We start from the raw sequence: 26,779 nt of genomic DNA, 5'->3' as shown, positions 1-26,779 counted from the left end.
GCTGCCAATCACAAACTATTGGTTTGAGGTACCTTTTCCAGTTCGGGTTGGCTGCCCGTGCTTTAGCTCCTCGAGCCCGCTATTGAGTTTGTGGGTAACCGGGTCATATCGTTCCTGCAGCTCATCCTTGATGGTGCCGGCCCAGAGTTTGGTGCCGGTGAAATAACCGGCCCGGCCTATGACATGAGCGGCGATCGGAGCTGTCAGAAAAATGAAGATAACAATGGCAACCGCCCGCGCGGCCACGGTACTGTCCCCGAAATAGAACGCCACGCCACCCATGGTCATCATGGCCCCGAGGGCACCGGCTTTGGTCGTGGCGTGCATACGGGTGGGGAGATCGGGCAACCTGAGAACGCCGATGGCGGCCAGTACCATGAAAGCAGCGCCTGCCAGAAGCAGAACGGATACCAGTATTTCAATCATTCTTAACGCCTCCCCGCTCCACGAATCTGGCGAAGCCGATGGCTGCCAGAAAGGCTGTCAGGGCGATAACAATGGCAACATCCAGGAAACTGGCTACGCCGGTATCAATCGCGTGCACACCCACGTAGCCAACCACGATGGATGCAATCAGTTCCAATGCGACCACCCGGTCCGGCAAGGACGGACCACGGGTAAGCCGAATGAAGGCAAAGAGCAGCGCCAGAGACAGCATCAGATAGACAATATTGATCACAACACTCAGCATGGCTGGCCTCCTAGCGTGTCACCTTCAGGATTCGGCGTTCGAGTTCTCTCAGGTCGTTTCTGAGCTGCTCTTCGTCGTGAAGAAACATGGCGTGGATAAACAGCACCTTCCGATCGTCAGAAACATCCAGGCTCAGTGTCCCGGGTGTGAGAGAAATGACGCTGCTGACAAAGAGAATTTCCATATCGGTCTCGGCCCGGAGCGGAAACGCGATCACTCCCGGCTTCATGTGCCAAACCGGCGTTGCGATGTCATAGGCGACCCTCAGATTCGACTTCACCAGTTCTTTCAGGAAATACACCAGGAAAGCGGCGAGACGGGGAATCCGGCGGGAATACCCTTTCAAAACCGGGACCTGTTTTTGCAGCACCATGAGGGCGACATAGCCAAAGATAAAACCAGCGAGCAGGTTCATGGCTGTGATACTGCCCGTGAGGGTTACCCACGCGAGCGCCAGCAACAGGTTCCAGAACAGACCGATCATTCAGGCTGCCCTCCCAGAACGGCTGCGATGTAAAGCTGCGGGTTCATCAGCTGTTCGGCGGCGGATTCCGCAAGCATGTATATGGGCTGACCATAGAGGCCGATAATCAGAGTGCACACCGCAAGCGCCACCACCGGGGTGTAGTAGGCCCAACTGCGTTTTTCCCTGATCTCACCATTGAGCCGGCGCACATCAGTAACGTGCTCCGGGACTTTCTTCCAGAACACTTCCGCCCAGATTTTGATCATGGAGTAGAGCGTCAGCAAGCCCACCAGCAGGGCCACCGCTGCGACAAGGTATTCGCTGGATTCCAGTGTGGCACGGACAACAACGAACTTGGCGAAAAAGCCGGACAAGGGCGGAATACCGGCCAGCGACAGGGCCGGAATCAGGAATAGTAACGCCAGGTAAGGGCGCTGCCGATACACGCCACCCAGGTCTTTCAGCTCATAGCTGCCCAGCAGGCGATAGGTGATGCCGCTCACCAGGAACAGATTCGTTTTAACGATGATGTGATGCATGATGTAAAACACACCGCCAATCAGCGCCAGGGGCGTAAACAAGGCTAGTCCCAGAAGCATGTAGCCGATCTGGCTGACGATGTGGAAGGACAGAATCCTGCGGAACTCGAACTGTGCGGCGGCGCCGAGTACACCGGTCAGCATGGTCAGTGCCGCCGCCCAGAGCAGGATGGTGTGGGTGTATTCCACATCCTGGGTGAATATCAGTGTAAATACCCGATAGAGCGCATACACCCCGACCTTCGTCAGCAATCCCGCAAACAGTGCGGATACTGCGACCTGAGGGGTGTGGTACGAGGCCGGGAGCCAGAAAAACAGTGGGAATGCCGCCGCCTTGATGCCAAACGACACCATGAACATCAGCGACACAACGGTGATCATGCCGGGATCTTCAACTCGGCTCACCTTCTGGGCGATATCCGCCATGTTGAGGGTGCCCACCATGCCGTACAGCAGGCCGACGGCTGACAGGAATAGGGCCGATGAAAACAGGTTCAGGGTAACGTATTTGATGGCGCCTTCCATCTGGGCACGCTCGCCACCGAGGGTGAGCAGGGCAAAGGAGGCCAGCAGCATGACCTCAAACCAGACGAAGAGGTTGAAAATATCGCCGGTCAGGAAGGCACCAGCGACCCCGGCAAGCAACAGGTGCATCAGCGGGTAGTAGCCGAACCTTTCGTGGCCCGGAGGCGTTGAAGCCAGGGAGTAGATGGCGATGGCGAGCCCGATAATGCCAGTCAGCACAATCATGATGGCGCTGAGGATGTCCGCCACCAGCACAATGCTGAACGGCGCTGGCCAGCTGCCCATTTCAACCACCAGAAAGCCTTTGTCGATGGTTGAGCGCATCAGCCAGATGCTGGCGGCCAGCAAAAGAGCGGTGGCTACCACGCCAACCAGGCGTTGCAGCTGAACCGAGCGCCACAGCGCCAGGGACAGGGCGCCGGCGGTCAGGGGGATCAGAATCGGGAGAACAACTTCCAGGTTCAAGTGTCGGTATCCTTCATCTTGTCCAGATCATCGGTGCCCACAACTTCGTATGCCCGGCGGATCAGAACCACCGCAAAGGCCAGAACGCTGAACGCGATCACGATAGCCGTAAGGATGAGGGCCTGGGGTAACGGATCTGCCACCGTTCCAGCCACCTGCTTCGCGCCGTCGGCTATCAGCGGAGGTGCGCCCCGGGTTAGACCCGACACCACAAAAATCAGCAGGTTTGCCGCATTGCTCAGAATGATCAGGCCAATAACGATTTTCACGATGGAGCGTCTGAGCATCATGTAGATACTGGCCGCGAACAAGATACCAACCACAAGGGCCATCAGGCTTTCCATAGCGATGCTCCCCGTTCAAAAAACTGTGTTCGCCTCATCCCTCAACCTCCATCAGACCGATCACGAATGTCATCAGTGTGCCAAGGACCGCCAGATACACGCCAATGTCGAAGATGAGTACGGTCGATAACTTCAGGTAGCTGTCACCCGGCAGCGGAAGCTCCCACCAGTGGGCGGTGAGCATGGCCTGACCAGACAACAGGGCCGGAATTGTGGATGCCAGCCCGAACAGCAGGCCGGCTGCCAGGAGATCCTTCGGGTGCACCCGAAGGAGTTTGCGGGTGGCTTCCGCGCCGAAGGCGAAGGCGTAGAGAACAAACGCACTTGCAGCGACCAGGCCCCCGATGAAACCGCCGCCGGGTTCGTCGTGCCCGCGCAAAAGCAGGAACACCGAAAACATCAGCTGCAGCGGCATGATCGCCAATGCCGCGGTGTGGAGAATCACGGTGTTGGATTTCATGGCTTGTACTGGTCCTCCGCCCTGAGCTTGATCATGGAGTAAACGCCAATTGCGGCAAGACCCAGTACAAATATTTCCCCCAGAGTATCCAGTTGCCGGAAGTCCACCAGAATTACGTTGACGATATTTTTGCCAAACGCCAGACCATAGCTGTTTTCAACGTAGTAGCTGGAAATGCTGTCAAAGTACTGGATATCCAGAACAGCAAGAATGATGAGCGTCATCACCACGCCCGCAAATACTGCGACAGACAGGTCCCGGTAACGTTCCCAGGACGAGGACAGCTTGGCAAACGGTGGCAGCCGGAACAGCACCAGCACAAGCAGAATGACGGTGAGGGTCTCCACCAGTAGTTGGGTAATGCCCAGATCCGGTGCACTGAAGTGAATGAAGGTCAGGGCCACACCAAAGCCCAGTACCCCCAGCGAAGCAACCGAGCCAAGCCGGGACCGGGTGACACAGGCAAAGACGGTCGCAGCGACAATCAGGAGCGCGATTCCCCACTCGTAGAAATAACTGTCACTGAAGTCAAAATCCAGCTGGAGACCATGCCGGGTCAGCAGGGTATAGCCTGCCAGAGAGAAGGTGACAAGAACCAGTACCAGAAGATAGATTCCGAGAACGCCGTTCTGCAGGAGCCGGGTCTGCCAGCCCGCAACCTGACTGATACCTTCCATGAAGCGGAAATAACCCGCCTCGGGGCCGATTCGGCTGGCGGCGGTATTAAGCGCATACAGGGTTGGCTGCAGTCGGCGCCAGCCTACCACCAGGAACGAGCCTGCCAGGAGACTGAGACCGGAAAGCATCAGGGGAAGGTTGATGCCATGCCAGAGGGCGAGGGCGGTTTCTACCGGGTAGCCGGAGACTGCTGAAATAGCGGCGTCCAGAACCAGATTTGCGGGCAGAGATGGCATGATTCCGAAAACCAGGGCGAGCAGTGTCAGCACGCCGGGGCCGATCAGCATTGCAAACGGAGCCTCGTGGGGCAGTTTGGGCGTTTTAACAACCGGCCCGAAAAAGGGCTTGATAAACACCAGACCGGCGACGGCCACCACCAGCATGGCCGAGAGAACGGCGGCCACCAGAAGCCCGGTTTGCCATATTGGCGCATTCAACAGCGACTCCAGTAACAGTTCCTTGGCCACGAACCCGAACAGTGGTGGAAGCCCTGCCAGTGATAGGGCGGCAAGCCCGGTAATGACGGCCGTTTTGGGCATGCTGTGCCTCAGGCCACCCATCCGGGTAATATCTTTGGTGCCGGTTTCGTGGTCCAGGGCGCCGGCGAGCATAAACAAGGCGCCCTTGTACAGGGAGTGGGCCACCAGGAAGCAGATAAAAGCTGTGATGGCCAGTTCAGTACCCACACCCACCAGCATGGTCAGGGTGCCCAGCGCCATCACCGTGGAATAAGCCAGAACCTTCTTGATGCCGGTGCTGCTGTAGGCAAGATAGGCGCCGGTGAGCATGGTTAATGCACCAAACACCAACAGGGAGCCGCTCCACAACATGTCTCCGCTCATTGACGGATTCAGGCGGGCCAGCAGATACACGCCCGCCTTCACCATGGTCGCAGAATGCAGGTAGGCCGAAACCGGGGTGGGCGCAGCCATGGCGTTTGGTAGCCAGAAGTGGAAAGGCGCCTGTGCGGATTTGGTAAAGGCGCCAATCAGTATGCAGACCGCTGCCGCGGTGTAATACGGGTGCTCATGAATGAGCAGGTCTGAGGCCAGAAGGCCGGAGAAGGAATAGTCCCCGGTGATAAAAATCAGCAGGATCAGGCCCGCCATCAGTACGAGCCCGCCACCTGCGGTTACGAACAGGCCCTGGAGCGCACACTTTCGTGCCTCGGCATCTTCATGGTTGAAGCCGATCAGCATGTAGGAAGTGATGCTGGTCAGTTCCCAGAACACAAAAAAGGTAATGAGATTGTCCGAAAGCACCAGTCCAAGCATGGATGCCATGAAAGACAGCATGATGACGTAGAACCGGGCGAGGTCTTTGTGGCCTTTCAGGTAAGAACCGGCGTAGATCAGAATGAAGGTGCCGATGCCGCTGATCAAAAGGGCAAACACCAGGGACAGGCCATCGACCATGAAGTCCAGGGTTATCCCGAGCCCCGGCATCCAGGGCGTTTCAATCAGGAGCCTTTCACCACCACGGATCGTGGGAATCAGGCTGGCGAAGTAAGCTGTGAGGGAAGCGGGGAGCAGAGCCAATACCCAGCCAATGTAACTGCCTGCCAAACGATAAAGCGCCGGTACCGCGACCGCCAGCAAAAAACCGGATAGCACAGCCAGTAACATCATGGGAGATGGCTCCTTTAAGGCCTTACTTTAAGTGTTTTTACAGATTCTGGTTGCCGGTAGCCCTTTGATAAATACGATCCTTTTTTACAAAAGGCTCACCGAGCCCATGGTTGCAAGGGACTCACTGATCCCAGCTTTGACCGCGAGTGTTCTTGGAGGTTCTGACTTCCAGGTGCATCGCGGCTTTTGCCAGGAAGTTGGCGCTGATGGGCGCCGTCATGAACAGGAACGCCGTGATCAGGATTTCCTCTATCCCGATGCCTCGTCCAAGCGTGCTGAAGTAAATCACGGAGCTGATCACGATGGCGCCAACGCCAACCGTGGTGGCTTTGGTTGGGCCGTGTAGTCGGGTGTAGAAATCCGGCAGTCGAGCCAGACCAATGGCACCGATCAGGGTAAAAACGCCACCGATAATCAGCATGGCGGAAATGGCGTATTCTGCGAAGGTGCTCATAGGGTGTCCTCCGGGTTATTCAATGACGCTGCCGCGCTTGAGGTATTTGGCCATGGCGACGGTTCCAACAAATCCCATAACCGCAATCAGCAGCGCAGACTCAAGGTACATGCGTGTTTTCAGCGTGATGCCCAACAGAATGATCAATGCGATGGCGTTAATGTAGAGGGTGTCCAGCGCCAGTATCCGGTCCGGCGCATCCGGGCCCTTGATCAGGCGGTACACGTTCAGCAAGGCGGCCAGCGTGACCATGGCAATGGTGATGTAGAGCGCGGTTAGCATCATTGGAACATCTCCAGCAAAGGCTTTTCGTACCGGTTCCGGATAGTGTCGATGACTTCCTGCTCGTCCTCGGCGTCCAGGGCATGAATCAGCAGCAGTGTGTTGTCATCGCTCACATCCGCGCTAACGGTGCCCGGCGTCAGGGAAATGGTGCTGGCTAGAATGCTGATAGCCAGCGGATCCGTTAGTTCCAGGGTGTAGCAGATGAACATCGGCCGTGGTGCGCGAGGGCTCAGTATCAGCCTTGCCACATCAACGCTGGCGACCACAATGTCCCACAGAACCCGCAACAGGTAGGCAGGTGTCTTCCAGGCCTTGAGCAAGGTGGGTGGATCTGGCCAGAAACCCTGGGTCATCAGGGGGATTATCCAGGCCAGGATCAGTCCAAGAACAATACTGCCGCCACTGATGCCGTCACTCAGAAATTGCCACATGACGAACAGGGTCAGGCTCAGCCAGGGGTGGGGAAACCTCAGTCGATCAAGCATCAGTCATCCTCCCCGACCATAGGCATCTGCAGGATTTCGATATAGGCATTGTTATTGTGTAGCTGTTCGGCCGTTGCATCGGTATAGCGTGTTATTGGACCGGCAAACACGACCAGGACGATCGCCAGTGCGGTGAGCGCGCCAGCGGCTACAGAAATCCGACCATTCAATGGGTCCGGCTTTTCCAGGTGACCGTCGACGGTTCGCCAGAAAACAATACTGCCGGCCCGACTGTAGGCAATGATTGTGAGGAAGCTGCCAACCAGCAGCACTGACCAGAGCCAGGCCATTTCGAAACCGGGCTCAACGGACTGTAGAATCAGCAGTTTGCCAATGAAGCCGCTGAGCGGAGGCAACCCGGCGGCGGCAACGGCACCGATCAGAAACAGCACGCTCAGGAAGGTGCGGTTATGCATCCTGGGCGCGGTGATGATGCGATCGTTCGCGCTGCCGCGCTGGTTGGCTATCAGTTCCGATACAAGGAACAGGCCGCCGACGGTCCAGGTCGTGCTGAGCATATAGAACAGGGCGGCAGACAGGCCGGCTTCGGAGCCCAGAGAGATGGGAGCCAGCAGGGTGCCCACGGATATGATCACCTGCCAGGCCACAAGCGTCTTCAGGCTACCAGAGCCCAGAGCGCCTATGACGCCCATGGCCAGGGTGGCCAGAGCGATCGGGAACAACCAGTCCATGCCGAGATTGGCGAGCTCGCCGGCATCGTCGCCAAACACCAGTGGGTACACCCGCAAGATGGCGTAGATGCCCACCTTGGTCATGACCGCAAACAGAGCCGCAACGGGCGCCGTGGCTTTGGAGTAGGCACGGGGCAGCCAGAAACACAGCGGCAGAATGGCGGCCTTCAGGCCGAAGACTACCAGCAACATCATGCCGCCGGCCTTGACGATATTCAGGCTTTCACCGGTTACCTGGGGAACCTTGACCGCAAGGTCTGCCATATTCAGGGTGCCGGTGACGCTGTAGATCATGCCCACACTGATCAGGAAGATCGCCGAGCCGATCAGGTTGAGAACCACGTAGTGGAGGCCAGGCACAGTCCTTATGGTGCCTCCACCATGCATCAGCAAGCCGTAGGAGGCGATCAGCAGCACCTCGAAGGCAACGAAAAGGTTGAACAGGTCACCGGTCAGGAAGGCGATGTTGAGGCCCATCAACTGGAACAGGAACAGGGCGTGGAACTGTCGGTTACCCTCGTCGGCGCCGCCGATGGCATACAGGTGGCAGAACAGGGCCAGAACGGAGGTCATGATCAGCATCAGCGCGGCCAGCCGGTCCAGAACCAGGACAATCCCGAACGGTGGCTGCCAGTTGCCAAAAGCATAAATGCGGTAACTGCCGTCGTTTGCCAGCACCAGAAGGACTATGGCCGAGACCAGGATCAGCACGGTGGTTGCCAGTGCCAGGGTTCGGCGCAGAGTGATGGGGGCATAGCCCATCAGTGCCTGCAGAATGCCGCCAAGCAGAGGAATCAGAATCGGAGCGGTAAGCCAATGGTTCATTTACCGGTTACCTCCTCGTCTTCCTGCTCCGGTGCTGGCGATTTATAGGGTTGTTTGCCATCAACATGGTCATCTTCGTTATCCGCAAGGTTTCGTAGCGACATCACCACCACAAAGGCTGTCATGGCGAAGCCAATCACGATGGCCGTTAAAACCAGCGCCTGCGGCAGTGGGTCGGCATAGCTTTCCGCAGTGCCGATAATCGGTTGCTTGCCGGTAGCCAGCCGGCCAGTGGAGAACAGGAAAAGGTTTACCCCGTAAGACAGGAGTGTCAGGCCAACCACCACGGGGAACGTGCGCGCCCGCAGCAGCAGATAAACGCCGGAGGCGGTCAGGGCACCAATCACCAATGCATAGACAAGTTCCATTACGCGCCCTCCCTCTTACTCTTGATGGCCGAATGCGGCGATATGCGGCCAATGGTCACCAGCGCCAACAGGGTGGCCCCGATTACCGTGAGATAAACACCCAGGTCGAAGACCAGTGCTGAGGCTACCTCGAACTTGCCGACTACCGGCCAGGTGATATAGCCGAATGTTGAGGTCAGGAACGGATAGCCGAAGGCCAGGCTGGCTGCGCCGGCAATGGTTGCGAACAACAGGCCCAGGCCAATGACGTTGTGATATTTGAACGGAATCCGGTCCTGGGTCCAGTTCATGCCACTGGCAATGTACTGGAGGATCAGGGCTATCGAGGTGATCAGGCCCGCGATAAATCCGCCGCCGGGCAGGTTGTGGCCACGCAGGAAGATGAATGCCGACACCATCAGGGACAGCGGCAACAGTGGCCGGGCGATCAAACGCAGCATTAACGGGTAGGCATCCCGGGACCAGGCATGGCCTTCGCCATCACTGGGTGGTGGCGTCAACGGCGTATTTTTCAGCAGCGCGTAAATGCCCAGGGCAGCAATCGCCAGCACCGTGATTTCGCCCAGGGTATCAAAGCCCCGGAAGTCCACCAGGATGACGTTGACCACGTTGGTGCCGCCACCGCCCGGTTTGCTGTTCTCAAGGAAGAAATCGGAAATCGAACTGAACGGTTGCGTCAACATGGCCAGGGTAACCAGAGTCATACCAATACCGGCAATACCCGCGATGGCGATATCCCGGAAGCGGCGTTTCAGTGGGGTTTCCACGGGTGTCCAGCCAGGCATGTAGTAGAGCGCCAGCATGAGCAGAACAATGGTCACCACTTCCACCGACAACTGGGTCATGGCCAAGTCGGGCGCCGAGAAGCGGGCAAACGCCAGTGCAACGATCAGGCCCACCACGCTCAGCACAACCAGCGCGTAAAATCGCTGCCGGTGCACGGCAGCCGTCAACAGGGCACAAATGATCAGCACGCCTGCGGCAATGGCCGTGGGCCAGTCCACAGGGCTCAGCCCGGTCTCACCAATGAAGATGCCCAGATCCAGCAGTGGCATGGCAGCGACTGCCAGCACGCTGACCACAAGCAGCATGCCGTATCTTTGCAGAGAGCCGTTCTCGATTCTTGCCGTAAAGCCGTTCGCCAGGTCGACGATCCGCAGTACGATCGCTTCGAATACGGCCTTCTCGTCGATTTCCTTGAAGCGCGCGTGGAAATCAAAGAATTTCTGGCGCTGGCTATACATGATCAAACCGCCAAAGAAAGCCGCAAAACTCATGATCAGTGGTAGATTAAACCCGTGGATAACCGCCAGTTGATAATCCGGTACCTCGCCGCCAAGCGTGGCGTGGGCGGCAGCGTAGAGCAGAGGCCCGACCGATACTGCCGGGAACATGCCTACCATGATGCAGGCGAAGACCAGGATCTCCACCGGGATTTTCATGTACCGGGGCGGTTCGTGGGGCGGGTAGATGGGCAGATTGACGGGCTTGCCGTTAAAGAACACGTCGTGAATAAAACGTGCGGAATAGGCGACCGCAAAAATACCGGCCAGCGTGGCGACGATCGGCGGCAGCCAGGCCCAGATGCCGGGCAGATTCAGTTGCAGGGACTCGGCAAAGAACATTTCCTTGCTCAGGAAGCCGTTCAGCAGCGGAACCCCGGCCATGGATGACGCGGCCACCATGGCCAGAGTGGCCGTATGGGGCATGTATCGCCACAGGCCGTTAATCCGGCGCATGTCCCGGGTACCGGTTTCGTGGTCGATAATACCGGCGGCCATGAACAGTGAGGCCTTGAAGGTGGCATGGTTGATGACGTGGAATACCGCTGCCACCGCCGCCAGCTCGGTACCCATACCGAACAACAGCGTGATCAGGCCCAGGTGGCTGACGGTGGAGTGCGCCAGCAGCCCTTTCAGGTCGTGCTTGAACATGGCCACGTAGGCGCCAATCAGCAAAGTTGCCATGCCGGTAAAACTGACCATGTAGAACCATTGTTCCGTACCAGCCAATGCCGGGTACAAACGCGCCATCAGGAAAATGCCGGCCTTGACCATGGTGGCAGAGTGCAGGTAGGCCGAAACCGGCGTGGGCGCCTGCATGGCATGGGGCAGCCAGAAATGGAACGGGAACTGTGCAGACTTTGTAAACGCGCCCAGCAGTACCAGCGTCAGGGCGACGGGGTACATGGCGTGGGCTTTGATAACATCGCCGGCGGCCAGCACATCGTCCAGTTCAAAACTGCCGACAATGTTGCCGATGATCAGAATGCCCGCGAGCAACGCCAGCCCACCGCCACCGGTCACCGCCAGCGCCATGCGGGCGCCGCGACGGGCGTCCTGTTTGTGGTTCCAGAAACTGATGAGCAGGAACGAGGTGAGACTGGTCAGTTCCCAGAAAATCATCATCAGCAAGAGATTGCTGGAGAGTACGATGCCCAGCATGGAGCCTTTGAAACAGAGCAGCAGCGCGTAAAACTTCCCGATATTCTCGGCCGGCTTCAGGTAATAGCGGGCATAGAGAATGATCAACACGCCAATAATCAGAATCAGCAGTGCGAACAGCAGAGACAGTCCATCGAGGCGGAAGCTGAAGGAAATGCCGATCGCCGGTAACCACTCCCAGGATTGCAGGACGGTGCCACCGTTGGCCAGTGTTTCCCAGTGCGGGAACAGGGCAGCCAGGGCAATAAGCGCCGGAACAGAAGAGGCAATCGCAATCGCTGTCCGCCCCCCAAGGGCAAACAGCGGGGCAGCTATAGCCCCCAGAAATGGCAGAAATACAACCAGCGGTAGCGACATCGCAACCTCGTTATCGGTGTTCTTTTACATGAGTACCAAAGGCGTGTTTGCCTGAGTCTAGTCTCCGACCAGCCACCGTGCACGATGAGCATCGGGATCGGGTCGGCATGGGTCAGGGTGGATTCAGCAGGAAACAGGCGGGTCCGGGAAATACGGAAGGCGTCCCCGATGCCGCGCGATGTCAGCGGTAACGGGTGGGCGGGTGATTCTAATGCAGCCGAAGGACCTTGCGGTCATGGTTGCTCCGTCAGTCAAACTTGAAATGCGATGATACGTGGCCCGTCGGTCAGGTCAAGTCAACTTGCCATTGATCAAGTGTATACTCCCGATAAATATTCGATGAGAGTGCGCCATGACCAACGCCTATCCCAACCTGCTGAAACCGCTTGATCTGGGGTTCACTGAGCTCAAGAACCGGGTGCTGATGGGGTCGATGCATACCGGCCTCGAAGACCGTTTCTGGAATATCCACAAGTTCGCCCGGTATTTTGCCGAACGGGCGGAAGGTGGCGTCGGGCTCATGGTAACCGGTGGCTTTTCTCCCAACCTGGTGGGGCAGCTGGCCCCGCTGGCGTCTACGATGAATAACCGTGCGACTGCTTTGCTGCATCGTCATGTGACCGGGGCCGTGCATGAAGCGGGCGGAAAAATCTGCCTGCAATTGCTGCACGCCGGTCGTTATGGTTATCAGCCGCTGATTGTGTCGGCCTCGGCCACCAAGGCACCGATCAGTCCGTTCAAGGCCAGAGCCCTCTCAACAAAAGGTGTGGAACGGCAGATCAATGACTTCGTGAATGCCGCCAAGCTGGCTAAATTCGCCGGCTACGACGGCGTTGAGGTGATGGGCTCCGAAGGTTATTTTATCAACCAGTTCCTGTGTGAACGCACCAACAAGCGAACCGACAAGTGGGGTGGGCCCTACGAAAACCGAATGCGCTTGCCGGTGGAGATCGTTCGCCGCATGCGTGAGGCGGTCGGGCCGGAATTCATCATTATTTACCGCCTGTCCATGCTGGATCTGGTGGAAGGCGGCCAGACCTGGGAGCAGATCGTCACTCTGGGCAAGGCCATCGAGAAAGCCGGTGCAACCATTATCAACACGGGTATTGGCTGGCACGAAGCCCGCGTTCCCACCATCGTGACCTCGGTACCCCGCGGCGGCTTTGCGGATGTGACAGCCAAGTTCTATGGCGAGGTGGACATCCCGGTGTGTACCACCAACCGTATCAATACGCCTGAAAAAGGCGAGGAAATCCTTGCTGCCGGTAAGGCTGACATGGTGTCCATGGCACGCCCGCTGCTGGCCGACAGCGAGTTTGTCCGCAAGGCGGAACAGGGGCGCGGCGACGAGATCAATACCTGTATCGCCTGCAATCAGGCGTGTCTGGACCATGTGTTCCAGGCCAAGCGCGCCTCCTGTCTTGTAAACCCCCGGGCCTGCCACGAGACCGAACTGGTGCTTACGGTAGCGCCTGTCGTCAGGCGCGTAGCGGTGGTCGGCGCCGGTCCCGCTGGCCTGGCAGCAGCCACCACGGCGGCAAAACGGGGGCACAAGGTGACCCTGTTTGAAGCTGACGACAAAATTGGCGGCCAGTTCAATTACGCCAAACGTATTCCGGGCAAGGAAGAGTTCTACGAAACCCTGCGCTATTTTCAGCGTCAGATTGATCTGCTGGAAATCGACCTGCGGCTCGAAACCCGTGTGGGGGCCGACGAGCTGATCGAACAGGGCTTTGACGACGTGATCATCGCCACCGGCGTCAAACCACGAACACCGAAGATTGAAGGCATCGACCATCCGAAAGTGCTTGGGTACCTGGATGTACTACGCCACAACAAACCGGTGGGCAAGTCGGTGGCTGTGATCGGGGCTGGTGGTATCGGTTTTGATGTCAGTGAATTCCTGACTCACGACTTTGGCAAGCACCCGGAAGGCGAACAGGTGAGTGTGGCTGAATGGCAGGCGGAATGGGGGGTGAATCCCACGTTTGAGGGCCCCGGCGGCCTGGCTGAACGGGCGCAGACCCCATCGCCCCGCAAGATCTATCTGATGCAGCGTAAAACCGGCAAAGTCGGCGGCGGCCTGGGCAAAACCTCAGGCTGGGTGCACCGAAGCAGCCTCAAGCATCGGGACGTCGAAATGCTCCGGGGTTGCCGTTACGATCGAATCGACGATCAAGGCCTGCATATTACCCTGACCGACAAGGACGGAAAGACCGGCGAGACCAGAGTTCTGGCCGTGGACAACGTGATCATCTGCGCGGGACAGGAAAGCTATCGGGAACTGTTCGACCAGCTTGCTGATAAAGGCGTGAAAGCGCACCTCATTGGCGGTGCTGATGTGGCGGAAGAGCTGGATGCCAAAAGGGCCATCCGTCAGGGAACCGAAATCGCGGCAGCCATTTAAAAAGTGACCTGCTACGTCATCAGTTGACCGGAAGTGGCGTTCGATAGCTGTTGTCTGGATAAATGGCTATCGAACGGTTTTCAGGGCATTGGAAATCGCCTCTGCTTCGGCTTCCAATACCTGGCAACGCAGGCTGTTACCCTGCTGACTGGCCTGCGCGAGCTGCTTGCGCTTCATATCGTATAGCCGGTTAAGTACATCGGCCCGGCTCTGCTTCAACGGTGCGTTCATGGAAACGACCTCCCCCGAAGGGTTAATACTGTCAAGATTATTTACGTACAGCGGCAAAAAATCGCCTACAAGACAGTTTGATGCATAACCCGCGCCACAGAAACACTACCAAAGACTGAATTGTGACCTGTAACACCATACTATCGGCCGAATTTCGCCCGATAGGCGCCCGGTGAAAGCTTCGTATGCCGACGAAACAGCCGGCTGAACGAGCTCACATCCTCGTATCCGACTGCCCGGGTGACCGACTCAAGCCCTCCCGTTGAGGATTCGAGTAGCCTGCGAGCCTCCTCCACACGGAGTAGCTGCAGATAGCTGGACGGTGAATCCCCTGTCGCCTGCCGGAACCGACGTAACAGCGACCTTTCGGACAACCCGGCGAAGCTGGAAAGCTCTGGCAATGAAACCGGCTCTTTGAAATGCGCCTCTAGCCAATCCTGAACCTGGTGAATCACCTTGTCTGAATGGTATCGCTTGGCCTGCAGCACGCTATAGGGAGCCTGGCTCGTGCGCCCGGCGTCAATCACAAACGCCTTCGCCAACTCCCGGGCCACCTGCGCACCTGCCAGCCGCTCAACCAGATACACCCCCAGATCCCACCAGGCCATACCACCCCCGGCGCAGGCTACGGGGCCATCAACCGTGACCAGCTTGTCGGCATGGAGATTTACAGCCGGAAACTGCCGTCTGAACTGTTCACCAAACCCCCAGTGTGTGGTGGCCTCCCGACCGTCCAGTAACCCCGCCGCCGCCAACAAAAACGCGCCGGTACAGTTACTGGCCACCCGAACATCGCCGGGCGTCGCAGTCTGAAACTTTGAAAGCCACTGAATCAGGAGGGGGTTGGTTTGCAGAACTTCATCAATGGGTGCACCAATGGTCGGAATAATCAGCAGGTCATCGGCACCCAGTTCGTCAATATCCTGCCAGGAACCATCCGCCAACAGGGTCACGCCATTGATGCATCGGCAGGGCTCGCCATCCTCGGTCAGCAGCCGGGTTCTGAACCATGCCGTCGGCTGCTCGCCATGAATTCGGGCCCAGGTCACCCCGGCCAGGCGAAACAGGTCGATCATACCGGTGATGGCGCTGCCCAGAGCCCCATTAAAGCCGATGATGGTGACGGTTTTCAATGCAGGAATGCTCCGTGGTTGTGTGAAGCTTGATCAGCCGATGCTGAAGTAGGCGGGAGGTGTGGGGGAGCTTTCAGGGAGTGTGCGCAGCAGGGAAGCTGCGCTCAAGCCCCCATGGATGGGTTCACGGCGTCTCCCGGAAAGCTCCCCCACACCTCCTGCCGGGCGTCAGTCACCACTAGGTTGTGGCGGATTCAACCAAGAATAAGTCAGAAATGACAATTCCAACAACCATAGCCGTTATGAGACGCTATGACCAATCAACAGGAGACCAAGAATGACCGACACCCTGATCGACCGCCGCGACCTTGCCTTCCAACTTTATGAGGTGATGGACACCGAATCCCTCATCCAGCGCGAGCGCTTCAGCGAACACAGCAAAGAAACCTTTGACGCCGTCATCGAAACGGCCGACAAAATGGCGAAAGAAAAATTCGCCAACCACAACAGTGCTGCCGACAAAGACGAACCCAAATTCGTCAACGGCCAGGTAGAAATGCTCCCGGACGTCAAACAGGCCTTCGATGCCTACGCCGAAGCCGGCTTCCTAGCTGGCCGATACGACTACGACCTCGGCGGCATGCAATTGCCGGAATCCGTCATGGCGGCCTGCAACGGCTTCTTCACCGCCGCCAACCCGGGCACCGCTGGCTACCCGTTTCTGACCACCGCCGCCGCCAACCTGATTCGTGTATTCGGCAACGAAGAACAGAAGGCCAAATTCCTGCCCAATATGCTCAGCGGCCGCTATAGCGGAACCATGGCCCTGACCGAGCCCCACGCCGGCTCCAGCCTGGCAGACATCCGCACCTCCGCCACGCCCACCGACGACGGCCACTACCTGATCAAAGGCGCCAAAATCTACATCTCTGGTGGCGAGCAGAGCATCACCGAAAATATCGTTCACATGGTGCTGGCGAAAATCAAAGGCGCACCGGCGGGCGTAAAAGGCATCTCCCTGTTCATCGTCCCGAAATTCCATGTGGACGAGAACGGCAATCCGGGCGACCGCAACGGCGTCAGCCTCGCCGGCCTGATCCACAAACTCGGCTATCGCGGCACTACCAGTACTGCCCTGAGCTTCGGCGATGATGCCCCCTGCCACGGCTACCTGGTAGGTGAACCCCATCAGGGCCTGAAGTACATGTTCCAGATGATGAACGAAGCCCGCATCGGCGTTGGCTTTGGCGCCGCTGTGATTGGCTATCGGGGCTACATGCACAGCCTGGAATACGCCAAGGACCGCCTGCAGGGCCGCAAGGCCAGCGAAAAGAATCCGGAAAGCCCGCAAGTACCCATCATCGACCACGCGGACGTACGCCGCATGCTGCTGGCTCAGAAGGCCTACAGCGAAGGCGGCCTGGCTCTCTGCCTCTACGGCGCCCGCCTGATGGATGATCAGCACACCCACCCGGATGAGCAGAAACGAATGGAAGCCGGCAAGCTGTTGGATTTGCTTACCCCGGTGATCAAAGCCTGGCCCTCGGAATACGGTCCGAAAGCCAACGATCTGGCAATCCAGGTCTACGGCGGCGCCGGTTACACCCGTGAATACCCGGTAGAACAATGCTGGCGCGACAACCGCCTGAACCCCATCCACGAAGGCACCAACGGTATCCAGGCTCTGGACCTGCTGGGCCGTAAAATCTGGCAGGACCAGAGCCACGGCCTGCAGTTGCTGATGCAGGAAATGCAGGTAGACCTGCAGGCGGCCACCACCGAGCGCTGCCAGCAGTGGGCGTTGTCCCTCAGCGAAACCCTGCAGCAGGCGGTGAAGGTCACCCAGAGCCTGGGCAAATCCCTGATGGGCGGCGAAGTCGACAAAACCCTGGCCAATGCCAGCTGCTACCTTCACCTGTTCGGCCACATCATCGTCGCCTGGATGTGGTTGCGGCAGGCTAATGCGTCAGCTAACGCTCTGGCCTCTGCCAACAGCGACAGCGAACGCAACTTCTACCAGGGCAAACTGCAGGCCGCCCAGTACTTCTTCCACTGGGAATTACCCACCGTGGCTCAGGATCTGGTGCTGCTGCGGAATCAGGATGATACGTGTCTGAATATGAAGGCTGATTGGTTCTGAGTTTGGAGTAGGCCCAATCTGCCGGGATCGCTTTCAGGGACACGCTACAAGCACATCCATGTGCGCTCGACTGTGGCCATCCATGGCCACAGACGGTCCCTGAAAGCGATCCCGGCAGATTGAGCCCGTATATGGGCATAGCCTGTTGACAAGAAAACATGAAAGGAAAGCGCAATGGCTCTGGTAAATGTTGATAAGAAAAATCATGTTTTGCTGATCGGACTGAATCGCCCGGAAAAAATGAACGCCATGAACCGGGCCATGTACCACGAAATCGCTGCCGCCTATTACCAGCTCCAGAACGATCCGGAGCTGCGCGTGGCCGTGATGTACGCTGAAGGTGACCACTTCACCAGCGGCCTGCAACTGGATGACTGGGCCGGCGTGTTCGCCAACGGTAAAGGCATTGAACCCGGCGAAGGCGAACTCGACCCCTTCGATATTACCGGCGATAGCCTCACCAAACCCGTGGTATTCGCCGCCCAGGGCATCTGCTTCACCTGTGGTGTCGAGATGATGCTCAACACCGACATCCGCGTGGCCGCGAAAGGCACCCGCTTCGCTCAGCTGGAAGTGAAACGCGGCATCTTCGCCTGCGGTGGCGCCACCATTCGCCTGCAGCGCGAAATCGGTTGGGGCAACGCCCAGCGCTACCTGCTCACTGGTGATGAATGGACTGCGGAACAGGCTTACCTGTGGGGCCTGATTCAGGAACTGGTGGAACCCGGCGAACAGCTCAACAAAGCCATGGAAATCGCCGAGAAGATTGCCAGAGCGGCTCCGTTAGGCGTTCAGGGCAGCCTGAAATCGTCCAAGATTGCCGTGTCCGAAGGCCAGGAAGCGGCCAAGGAACGTCTGTTCCCGGAACTACGCCCGGTCATGGCCAGCGAAGATGTCAAAGAAGGAATCCAGTCATTCCTGGAGAGAAGAGAGGCGGTGTTCAAAGGCAAGTAGCAGGATTGCCCTGTTAATCGAGATTTAGTCCTTAGCGAATCGTCGAATCAGCGACTATCCCACGGAAGCGAAAGCGGCGGGTTGGGGCCACCCTTCCGGGAGTGTGCGCAGCAGGGATGCTGCGCTCAAGCCCCCATGGATGGGTTCACGGCGTCTCCCGGAAGGGTGGCCCCAACCCGCCGCCGGCACCTAACCCGAAGGCTAGGGCCGAAACATAACTCCCGGACTCAGGCTGCCTCAGACTCCGAAGAAGAACCAGAAGCCCCCCGAGCCGCAGCCTCCGCTGCCACTTTCGCAGCATAGTCCGCATACTTGGCCATCAACTCCTCCTTGCGATCAGGATCCCAGTTGATCTTCGACAGATCCCCTTCATAGTGGTCAATCACCCGCTTATCCATCGTCTCGTACCACCACTGGGGCAGGTAGGCCGGCAACAGCATCGATGCGTACCCTCCCGGCAACTGGGGCGCCTTTTCAAAATGGCGCAAGGCCTGGAAGCTCCTTGTCGGATGGGCGTGGTGGTCAGAATGCCGTTGCAACTGATACAGGAACAGGTTGGTCACAATGTGATTGCTGTTCCAGCTGTGTTCCGGCTTCGTGCGCTCATACTTGCCATTCTTGTCCTTCTGCCGCAACAGACCATAGTGCTCGATGTAATTCACACTCTCCAACAGACTCGCGCCATAAACCGCCTGCGCCGCCAGGAACGGCACCGCCCTCGGGCCGCAGACCAGCGTCGTGGCGCCAAAGAACCCGGCCGTCATGGCCCAACCCTGTAGCAGTTCGTTATCAAGACTCCAGAAGCTCTTACCCTTGCGTTCCAGGCGTGCCTTTTCGATCTTGATCGACGACTTGATGCCGCCGAACACGGTTCGGGGCAGGAACTTCCAGAAACTCTCGCCCATTCGGCTGCTGGCGGGGTCCTCCGGTGTGGCTACCCGCTTGTGATGACCAAAATTATGTTCCACCACAAAGTGGGTGTAGGCGGTGGGGGCCAAGGCGGCCATGGCCATCAGTTTGTTCAGTTTATTGGACTTGTGGCCCAGCTCATGGGCGGTGTTGATGCCTACCCCGTTGATGGCGCCTACGGTCAGGGTCAGGCCGATCTTGTCCTCAAGTGGTGTGTTTTTCCGGCTGGCCAGCCAGGCGCCCATGAAGGTCATGGCGTACTGGGTGGGGATAAACGCCTTCACAATACGGTCGTAATACTTGTCCTGCTCCAAGGTCTTTACCGCCGATTCAGGAGGATTGCTCTTGTCTTCACCAATCGCCCGGTCCAGTGCCGGAATAATGCCGTGCACCAGTGCCGGCCCGGTCCAGGCCAGAGCCTTCAGTCGTTTCGGTGCCAGGGCGTAGCCAGTCAGAGCGGCAAGGCCAATGCCTGGAAGCGCAGGCCCCAACAGCCACATATAGCGCTTGGGATCTTTCCAGGTCTCGGCCTTGGTGGCGGTGTCTTTTGAATCCGATGTCCCGGTTTTCCGGGGCGCGGCGACCTGGTGCGTGTCGAGCGAGGATTTCACTTTGGCGTTCATATGGGCTCTCCGTGGAACTCGTTGTGTTTGTTTGTTCAATTTATGTCGGACAATCTTGCAATACAACAAGTAAGAGAGTCTGGTTAAGCGAACTGGCCTCTAATGACAATCAGGCTCCAGCTGGCGAATCCAGAGCTTGTGGTCCAGACTTTTGGAAACAAAAAAAACAGGGAAGCGTCGAATGAGTGCCATAAATCCATCTCCGGCCACTATGTCCTGGACGTTGCAGCACCGGCTCCAGGAATACGCGCGCGCCATGAAGCTGGCAGAAATCATCTATCAGGACCCGAATGGGCAGGTCTGCGTGGTTCACGGCGTTATCCGGGAAGTGCTTAGCCGGGCCGGGCGGGATTTCGTGGTGCTGGGAAAAGGACAGGTGGTCTCAGCGGACCACATCATCATGATCGACGGTGAGCGGTTAACGAAAGGGTAATCGCCCGGTAATTGCTATTGACCGCGGGCTGCCTCTACTCTGTTGGCGTTGTACACATATACCGACAGAGGGACATGTTATGAACAAGTTTACCTTGAGCGCACTCGCACTGGTTGCCACGCTTGGACTTTCTGCCTGCAGCTCCGAGAGCGATGAAGGCGCGGATTTTGAAGAAGCGGGTGAAAATGCCGAGGAAATGATGGACGACGCCGCTAACGCCACCGAAGAAACCTGGGAAGAAGCCACGGGTCAGGATGAAGGCGTGATTGGTGAAATGCAGGAAGGTGCCGAAAACGCCGGCGACGAGATTGAAGAAGCCGCGGATGAAGCGGGTGACGCCATGGAAGAAGCAGCGGACTCCATGGAAGAAGGCTACGACGAAATGACTCAGTGATCAGCTGAGTTGCATCGCGCGGTTGCGGGGCCTTTTGGCCCCGTTTCTGTTTCTGCCTCGCCGGTTGTCATCGAACGTTCAACATTCTGACTTAAATCTGTTTACGTCCTGTCACATTACTTGCCGACACTTGCCTCTCGAAATAAAGGACTTGTCCACCAATCCGAGAGAGGCAAACCATGGCCAAGCACGATCTTGATCCGAATTACCTGGACCCGAACTACGAGCCAGTCGTCAATCATTCCGAAAACACCCCGTTCCATCAGGTACTGTCTGCCAGAATGCAGCGTCGTACCGTCATGAAAGGTAGCGTAGGCGCCGCTCTGGCCAGCGTTATGGGGTTGGGGCTTGCCGGTTGTGGCAGTGACAGTGATAGTGACAACGATGGCGGTACTACCGGTGGAAACACATCCAGCACTGAACTGGGTTTCAAGGCTGTCCCTACTTCAACCGCGAATCAGGTCGTTGTTCCCGAGGGATACTCCTCTGAAGCGTTTCTTCCCTGGGGCACGCCAATTACCGGGTCTTACCCGGCCTATAAGCCGGATGGCACCAATACCGGAGAAGAGCAAGAGCAGCAAATGGGCATGCATCATGACGGCGTGCACTTTTTCCCGATTGATCTGAAAACCGGTGGTAACAGCTCCAGCGAAGGTCTGTTGGTGATGAACCATGAGTACATCAATCAAGGCGCTTTGCATGCCAACGGGGCTACCTACATCAACGGTATGCGTCCGGCCGATGAAGTGCGCAAGGAAATCGCCGCGCACGGTGTGTCTGTGGTTCATATCAAACGCGACAACAACGGCAAGTGGGATATTGTTTTCGGGAGTCCGTTTAATCGCCGGGTTACGGGTAATACCGAAATGGATATCCGTGGTCCGGTGCGTGGTTACGACAAACTGGTCACCAAATACAGTCCGGATGCAACGGAAACCCGCGGTACTCTGAACAACTGCGCGATGGGCCCGACGCCGTGGGGAACTTACCTTGCGGCTGAGGAAAACTGGCACGGGTACTTCGCTAATAGCGATGCAACGCAGCCCCGGGAGCAGACCCGCCATGGCGTCGGCGATTCAAGCCGCTACGACTGGGAGTTGGCTGACAGCGGTGCGGATCAATACGTGCGCTTTGATGTTACCCCGACGGGTGCGTCGGCGGCGGATGATTACCGGAATGAGGCCAATACCTATGGTTTCATGGTGGAAATTGATCCGTTTACTCCAGAGAGCAAACCACAGAAACGAACCGCGCTGGGCCGCTTTGGTCACGAGGGTGTGATTTTTGCGCCGGTTAAGGAAGGTGAGCCGGTCGTATGTTATTCCGGTGATGATTCCCGTTTCGAGTACATCTACAAATTTGTCTCCTCAAAGCCCTACTACGCTGCAACGGCCGGTGGCTACCTCCTGGACGAGGGCACGCTCTACGTGGCTCGCTTTAACGACGATGGCTCAGGCGACTGGCTGGCGCTGGATCTGAACGATGCGGATTTTGCTGCCAAAGTGGCTGCGGCCCAGGGCGAAATGGTTGGCAACGTTCAGTTTGACGGTTTTGAGAATCAGGCTGATGTTTTGTTGAACACTCGCCTGGCTGCCGACATCGCAGGTGCGACCCCGATGGATCGCCCGGAGTGGGGGGCTGTAGATCCGAATTCCGGTCAGGTTTACTTTACGCTGACCAATAACTCCCGCCGGACGGAGGAGCAGGTTAACGCTGCAAACCCGAATGCCAACAACCGCACCGGTCATATTATTCGCTGGAGCGAAGACGGCAACGATCACACTGCGACCAGCTTTGACTGGGATATCTTCGTGTTCGCCGGTGAGCAGGGCACGGAAACCGTGGTTGACGACCAGGTTATCGTATCTCTGACTGATGACAACATCTTCAACAGTCCGGATGGCCTCTGGTTCGATTATAACGGCCGCCTTTGGATTCAGACCGACGGCTCCGATGCAGCACCTTATCAGAACAACATGATGCTGGCGGCCAACCCGGAAACCCGCGAGATCAAGCGTTTCTTCGTTGGGCCGGTTGGCTGTGAGGTTACAGGCGTTGTCTCCACACCGGATGTGAAGACCATGTTCGTCAATATCCAGCACCCGGAAGCAAACTGGCCGGATGCTAACGATCCGCGTCCGCGTGATGCAACGGTTATCGTAACCCGCGATGATGGTGGCGTTATCGGTGCCTGATCAGCCATAACGGTTGTCAGGCGCTGCCAAAAAGCCCGGGCGGACTCGTTCCGCCCGGGCTTTTCTCTTCTGTATTTCAGATTTCCTTCCAGATGCCGATAAACTCCTTGGGCCCTGCAATAGTGGTATCTTTAGTCCACTAAAGTAGGAGTTATTAACCTATATCATTTCTTTAACCTCAGGGATGGCCTGCAATAACAACATGCTTGCGTTAGCAATGACAAAGATGAGGGCACCATGGGTTTACTCGATCGCACTGCAATTTTATGGGGGGTGGGCATTGCTGTTGCGCTCGGTATTGCCTGCATTCTGGTGGCTCCGATGATGGGGCTCGATGCCGCGTCTCTGTTGATCGGACTCCTGGTTGGTCTCGCCGCCGCGGCCGGCTATCTGATATTGAGGGTGCTGGAACCAATAGAGCGTGGGATTAACGGCCTGAATGATGGCTCCCTGGCTGATAACCACCCGTTGCGGGCTCAATGTGCGCAGCTTCTGGCCGATGCCCGGGCTGGCAAGGCCCTGGTTGAAACGCTCTCGGCCAGTGCCGACAAGAATGCCATCTCGGCCGCCGAAGTCTCGTTTGCGGCGGATCAGGTGAAGCAGCGCCTGGACCGACAGGTTGAAGAAACCGCTCAGATGGCCGACTACGCCGGCCAGATCACGGAATCGGTTCGGGAATCATCGGAACAGGCCACCAACGCCGCCACCATGGCATTGCAGAATCGCGAAGTCAGCGTGGAGGGGCGTCAGTCATTGGTGTCGGCCATTGAAAATGTGCGCCTGGTGCATCAACAGTCGGAAGAGAACCTCAGGTTGATTCAGGCCCTGCACGAAAAATCCGGCAAGATCCAGGGCGTGACGTCCACCATTCAGGGTATCGCCGAGCAGACTAATCTTTTGGCACTGAATGCCGCCATTGAGGCGGCCCGAGCCGGTGAACAGGGCCGCGGGTTTGCGGTGGTGGCCGATGAAGTCCGGCAGTTGGCCGGGCGCACTGCCCAGGCCACCAGTGAAGTGGCGGACACCCTCGACGAAATTCAGAATGACACAACCAAGATTGTGTCCCGCATTGAATCTCTGGCGAAAACCGTGGAAGACGGGCTAGCATCTGTAGAGAGCGTTGGCGGCCAGCTGGATCAGATTCGGGATCAATCCGACCGGGTTCAGCAGCAGGTTGCCCGTATTGCCGAGATTGACCAGAACAACGAGCAGAGTCTGGCCCAGGTGTTTTCGGCTATTGAGTCTGTCCGTGACCATATATCCGAAAGTGATACCAGTGTGGCATCGCTGGCGGACCAGGCTTCCACGTTGATGGAGCTGGCGGAGAAGGCGAATGCTGCCTTTGCGCTGAACAGCAGCGAAAGCTACCACCGGCCGTTTTATGAGAAAGCACTGGAAGGGGCGCAGCAGATTGGCCAGTTGTTTGAGGCGGCAATTCGAGAGGGCCGTTTGAGTGAAGCGGCGCTGTTTGACAAAAAGCGAACACCGATTGCCAACACCCAGCCCCAACAGTATTCCAGCAGCTTCGATCGGTTTACTGACCAGATGTTTCCGGCAATACAGGAGCCCATCAAGAAATCCCATGAGGCCATTGTGTTCTCCATCGCCTGCGCGCCGGACGGTTATGTGCCTACCCATAACAAGGATTTTGCCCACCCGCCGAGTGGTAATCCGGAAGTCGACCTGGTGAAAAGCCGCAGCAAGCGACTGTTCAATGACCGCACTGGCATACGCTGCGGGAGTCATACCGAAAGCATGCTGCTCCAGACCTATCGCCGGGACACCGGTGAGATCATGCACGACCTGTCGGTGCCCATCTATGTGAACGGTAAGCACTGGGGCGGTTTCCGGGTTGGGTATCGGCCGGCGGGGAATTGATCGCACTGGGCTCCAGCCAAGGCTGTGATAGACTGCCAGGGACGTAACAAGGAGAACACCTGTGTCCGAAACCGAGTATATCCCCGCAAAACCTGACGGTCAGCAATCACAGGAGCCCAGCTCTGCGAGGAATCTGGCGGTGGTGGTTTACATCCTGCAGGCGTTGTCTTTTTTCCTGGGGGGGCTGACGGCACTGGTGGGCGTGATCATCAACTACGTCAAACTGGATGATGTCCGTGGTACCTGGATAGAGCCCCATTTCCGCTGGCAGATCCGCACCTTCTGGATTGGTTTGCTGTGGACAGTCATCGGGGTGATTACCACCATGCTGATTGTGGGCTGGTTTATTCTGCTGGGTATTGCGATCTGGGTGATCTACCGAATTGTCAAAGGTGCCCTGGCCCTGAACGATGGCAAGACCCCGATTTAACGGGGTCTTGATGGCTCAGTCTTCCGTCACTTCTTCAAGGCGTAATGCGCTCAGCATGCCCGCCAGCCCCATCAGTCCCAATACCAGAATCACCGCCACGTCCGAAATCATGGAAATGGCGGCTGTGAACCCCCCGGTTACCAGCAGCAACACACCGATAACGGTATTGCTGACCGCTGTGTAGTCTGTCCGTTTGTTGCCTCCGGCCATATCCACCAGATAGGTTTTGCGCCCCAGGCGCACGCCGGCATGGGCAATACTCAGCACAAAAAACGCGACCGGATAGAACCAGGCACCGCCAAACCCGGGGCCCAGCACCAGTGCCAGAACACCAACCACCAGGCAGACCGAGCTGGCCATGGCGGCACCCCGAATCATCACTCGGCGGCTGGAGGTGTCGGCGGCCCAACCCCAGAAGCTGGCGCTCAGGGAGCTGGCCAGACTGCTGGCGAGCAGAAAGACGCCCAGCATCCAGCCAATATCGGATTCCTGTTGGGCGAGCACCACGAAATAGGGAGACGCCAGAGCCGAACACAAAAGCAGTGCACGAGTGATGACAAAATGCCTGAAGGGCGCATCGTCCCGTAGCAGCGACAGACTTTTAAAAGCCTCGTTGATCGCGTTGCCACCGCCCCCTGTTTCCCCGGCATACTCTTCCACATTGGCAAACAGAACCCCGGCAATCACCCACAGCGTAGCTGCCAGGAGCAGCAATGTGGTGTAGAACGCAATGCTGGGGTCGCCCCGATCCCAGAACAGCAGTCCTGTGAGCACCACCGTGGCGGTGCCACCAATGGTGGTTGCCAGCCCAGACAGCCGGCCCCGGCGGGTTTTGGGGATACACTTGCCCTGAACGTCTTTCATGGAGACCGAGCAGAATCCCCGGGCCAGTGAAAACACAATAAGCGCCGCGACAATGCCGCCACCGGCCGCATAGCCTTCAAGAAACCACACGCTTGCCGCCATCGCAGCCACGCTGACGGCCTGCCCGAAACTGCCCAGGGTCCAGAACCATTTGCGCACCGCCTTGCGACGCACCCAGGCGGCGATCACCATCTGCGGCACCATGGAGCCGGATTCCCGGATAGGCACCAACCAGGCTACCAGAGCCGGTGCGCCAACGGCACTCATCAGCCAGGCCAGCACGGTCTTGGGGCTGATCAGCAAGTCGCCGAGTTTGGTGAGCACATTGCTGAACAGAATCAGGAAGAAGTTTCGGGGTACTTCCCGACAGGCTTCCTCCGGGATGTCTTTACAGACCCGTGCGTCCTCTTCGTTGGCAATCAGTCCGTAGAGCTGGTCGATGGTGTCGGGTTTGGTTGCTGGCAAAGGGCCGTCCTCCGGAAAAATGTTTGCCAAGCATACCAGTTAGCTCGGGTGTGCTTAAGCGGGAGGACCAGCGGTGC

General features: G+C 57.7%; 25 protein-coding genes. 8 read left to right on the top strand and 17 right to left on the bottom strand.

Features of this window, described 5'->3' with window-relative positions; all coding sequences use genetic code 11:
• Positions 1 to 15: 15 nt before the first annotated feature.
• The 13 genes from mnhG to Q669_RS05115 all read right to left on the bottom strand — a co-directional run bounded on the left by mnhG (position 16) and on the right by Q669_RS05115 (position 11,706).
• The gene (gene mnhG / locus Q669_RS05175; protein WP_022991469.1) at positions 16 to 426 is read right to left on the bottom strand and encodes a monovalent cation/H(+) antiporter subunit G; all 411 of its coding nucleotides are present in this window, start codon (positions 424 to 426) and stop codon (positions 16 to 18) included.
• On the bottom strand, positions 419 to 691 hold the full coding sequence (locus Q669_RS05170; protein ID WP_022991468.1) for a monovalent cation/H+ antiporter complex subunit F: 273 nt from the start codon (positions 689 to 691) through the stop codon (positions 419 to 421). The genes mnhG and Q669_RS05170 overlap by 8 nt, the downstream gene beginning before the upstream one ends.
• A 10-nt stretch (positions 692 to 701) precedes the next feature.
• Entirely contained in the window at positions 702 to 1,175 is a 474-nt protein-coding gene (locus Q669_RS05165; protein WP_014422219.1) for a Na+/H+ antiporter subunit E, read from the bottom strand.
• Positions 1,172 to 2,686 (bottom strand): Na+/H+ antiporter subunit D, encoded by a 1,515-nt coding sequence (locus tag Q669_RS05160; protein WP_022991467.1) that lies wholly within the window; start codon positions 2,684 to 2,686, stop codon positions 1,172 to 1,174. The genes Q669_RS05165 and Q669_RS05160 overlap by 4 nt, the downstream gene beginning before the upstream one ends.
• Positions 2,683 to 3,030 carry a Na+/H+ antiporter subunit C gene (locus Q669_RS05155; RefSeq protein WP_014422217.1) on the bottom strand — a complete coding sequence of 116 codons (348 nt, stop codon included), beginning with the start codon at positions 3,028 to 3,030 and terminating at the stop codon, positions 2,683 to 2,685. Before Q669_RS05155 ends, Q669_RS05160 begins: the two co-directional genes overlap by 4 nt.
• A gap of 34 nt (positions 3,031 to 3,064) precedes the next feature.
• Positions 3,065 to 3,490: a Na+/H+ antiporter subunit B gene (locus Q669_RS05150; RefSeq protein WP_022991466.1), complete on the bottom strand. Its 426-nt coding sequence runs from the start codon at positions 3,488 to 3,490 to the stop codon at positions 3,065 to 3,067.
• On the bottom strand, positions 3,487 to 5,796 hold the full coding sequence (locus Q669_RS05145) for a putative monovalent cation/H+ antiporter subunit A (RefSeq protein WP_022991465.1): 2,310 nt from the start codon (positions 5,794 to 5,796) through the stop codon (positions 3,487 to 3,489). Before Q669_RS05145 ends, Q669_RS05150 begins: the two co-directional genes overlap by 4 nt.
• 121 nt (positions 5,797 to 5,917) lie before the next feature.
• Entirely contained in the window at positions 5,918 to 6,250 is a 333-nt protein-coding gene (locus Q669_RS05140) for a Na+/H+ antiporter subunit G (protein ID WP_011786298.1), read from the bottom strand.
• A 15-nt stretch (positions 6,251 to 6,265) separates the two neighbouring features.
• Positions 6,266 to 6,535 carry a K+/H+ antiporter subunit F gene (locus tag Q669_RS05135; RefSeq protein ID WP_011786297.1) on the bottom strand — a complete coding sequence of 90 codons (270 nt, stop codon included), beginning with the start codon at positions 6,533 to 6,535 and terminating at the stop codon, positions 6,266 to 6,268.
• Positions 6,532 to 7,020: a Na+/H+ antiporter subunit E gene (locus tag Q669_RS05130; protein ID WP_011786296.1), complete on the bottom strand. Its 489-nt coding sequence runs from the start codon at positions 7,018 to 7,020 to the stop codon at positions 6,532 to 6,534. The genes Q669_RS05135 and Q669_RS05130 overlap by 4 nt, the downstream gene beginning before the upstream one ends.
• Entirely contained in the window at positions 7,020 to 8,537 is a 1,518-nt protein-coding gene (locus Q669_RS05125) for a monovalent cation/H+ antiporter subunit D (protein WP_022991464.1), read from the bottom strand. The genes Q669_RS05130 and Q669_RS05125 overlap by 1 nt, the downstream gene beginning before the upstream one ends.
• Positions 8,534 to 8,905 carry a Na+/H+ antiporter subunit C gene (locus tag Q669_RS05120; protein WP_011786294.1) on the bottom strand — a complete coding sequence of 124 codons (372 nt, stop codon included), beginning with the start codon at positions 8,903 to 8,905 and terminating at the stop codon, positions 8,534 to 8,536. Before Q669_RS05120 ends, Q669_RS05125 begins: the two co-directional genes overlap by 4 nt.
• A complete protein-coding gene (locus Q669_RS05115) occupies positions 8,905 to 11,706 on the bottom strand; it encodes a monovalent cation/H+ antiporter subunit A (protein ID WP_022991463.1) in 2,802 nt (933 codons plus the stop codon). Before Q669_RS05115 ends, Q669_RS05120 begins: the two co-directional genes overlap by 1 nt.
• Before the next feature lie 352 nt (positions 11,707 to 12,058).
• Here Q669_RS05115 and Q669_RS05110 point away from each other — a divergent pair, with 352 nt between their 5' ends.
• The gene (locus Q669_RS05110) at positions 12,059 to 14,113 is read left to right on the top strand and encodes an NADPH-dependent 2,4-dienoyl-CoA reductase (RefSeq protein WP_011786292.1); all 2,055 of its coding nucleotides are present in this window, start codon (positions 12,059 to 12,061) and stop codon (positions 14,111 to 14,113) included.
• 66 nt (positions 14,114 to 14,179) lie between these two features.
• Here the strand turns inward: Q669_RS05110 and Q669_RS19695 are convergent, their stop codons facing one another.
• Positions 14,180 to 14,344, bottom strand: a complete 165-nt coding sequence (locus Q669_RS19695; RefSeq protein ID WP_011786291.1) for a hypothetical protein — start codon at positions 14,342 to 14,344, stop codon at positions 14,180 to 14,182.
• A 140-nt stretch (positions 14,345 to 14,484) separates the two neighbouring features.
• Entirely contained in the window at positions 14,485 to 15,477 is a 993-nt protein-coding gene (locus tag Q669_RS05105) for a GlxA family transcriptional regulator (RefSeq protein ID WP_022991461.1), read from the bottom strand.
• Positions 15,478 to 15,754: 277 nt separating this feature from the next.
• Between Q669_RS05105 and Q669_RS05100 the strand changes: the two genes are divergently transcribed.
• Positions 15,755 to 17,557, top strand: a complete 1,803-nt coding sequence (locus Q669_RS05100; protein ID WP_022991460.1) for an acyl-CoA dehydrogenase — start codon at positions 15,755 to 15,757, stop codon at positions 17,555 to 17,557.
• A 174-nt stretch (positions 17,558 to 17,731) separates the two neighbouring features.
• The gene (locus tag Q669_RS05095; protein WP_022991459.1) at positions 17,732 to 18,511 is read left to right on the top strand and encodes a crotonase/enoyl-CoA hydratase family protein; all 780 of its coding nucleotides are present in this window, start codon (positions 17,732 to 17,734) and stop codon (positions 18,509 to 18,511) included.
• Between the two features lie 227 nt (positions 18,512 to 18,738).
• Here the strand turns inward: Q669_RS05095 and Q669_RS05090 are convergent, their stop codons facing one another.
• Positions 18,739 to 20,043: an alkane 1-monooxygenase gene (locus Q669_RS05090; protein ID WP_022991458.1), complete on the bottom strand. Its 1,305-nt coding sequence runs from the start codon at positions 20,041 to 20,043 to the stop codon at positions 18,739 to 18,741.
• Positions 20,044 to 20,224: 181 nt separating this feature from the next.
• Here Q669_RS05090 and Q669_RS05085 point away from each other — a divergent pair, with 181 nt between their 5' ends.
• From Q669_RS05085 to Q669_RS05065, 5 genes are all read left to right on the top strand, one after another.
• Complete coding sequence (locus tag Q669_RS05085) at positions 20,225 to 20,476, top strand: hypothetical protein (protein WP_014422208.1); 252 nt, start codon at positions 20,225 to 20,227, stop codon at positions 20,474 to 20,476.
• A 79-nt stretch (positions 20,477 to 20,555) separates the two neighbouring features.
• A complete protein-coding gene (locus Q669_RS05080) occupies positions 20,556 to 20,870 on the top strand; it encodes a hypothetical protein (RefSeq protein WP_022991456.1) in 315 nt (104 codons plus the stop codon).
• Positions 20,871 to 21,049: 179 nt separating this feature from the next.
• Positions 21,050 to 23,065 carry a PhoX family protein gene (locus tag Q669_RS05075; RefSeq protein ID WP_022991455.1) on the top strand — a complete coding sequence of 672 codons (2,016 nt, stop codon included), beginning with the start codon at positions 21,050 to 21,052 and terminating at the stop codon, positions 23,063 to 23,065.
• 237 nt (positions 23,066 to 23,302) lie between these two features.
• Positions 23,303 to 24,943, top strand: coding sequence for a methyl-accepting chemotaxis protein (locus Q669_RS05070; RefSeq protein ID WP_022991454.1), 1,641 nt, complete (start codon positions 23,303 to 23,305; stop codon positions 24,941 to 24,943).
• A 61-nt stretch (positions 24,944 to 25,004) separates the two neighbouring features.
• Positions 25,005 to 25,373 (top strand): DUF4870 family protein, encoded by a 369-nt coding sequence (locus tag Q669_RS05065; protein WP_022991453.1) that lies wholly within the window; start codon positions 25,005 to 25,007, stop codon positions 25,371 to 25,373.
• A 15-nt stretch (positions 25,374 to 25,388) separates the two neighbouring features.
• Here Q669_RS05065 and Q669_RS05060 read toward each other — a convergent pair whose 3' ends face one another.
• Entirely contained in the window at positions 25,389 to 26,702 is a 1,314-nt protein-coding gene (locus Q669_RS05060; RefSeq protein WP_011786281.1) for an MFS transporter, read from the bottom strand.
• Positions 26,703 to 26,779: the final 77 nt, after the last annotated feature.

It is taken from the genome of Marinobacter sp. C1S70, assembly GCF_000475355.1.
GTDB lineage: Bacteria > Pseudomonadota > Gammaproteobacteria > Pseudomonadales > Oleiphilaceae > Marinobacter > Marinobacter nauticus.
Note: the sequence above shows the minus strand (reverse complement) of the source record. Positions and strands in the feature narration are given on the sequence as shown.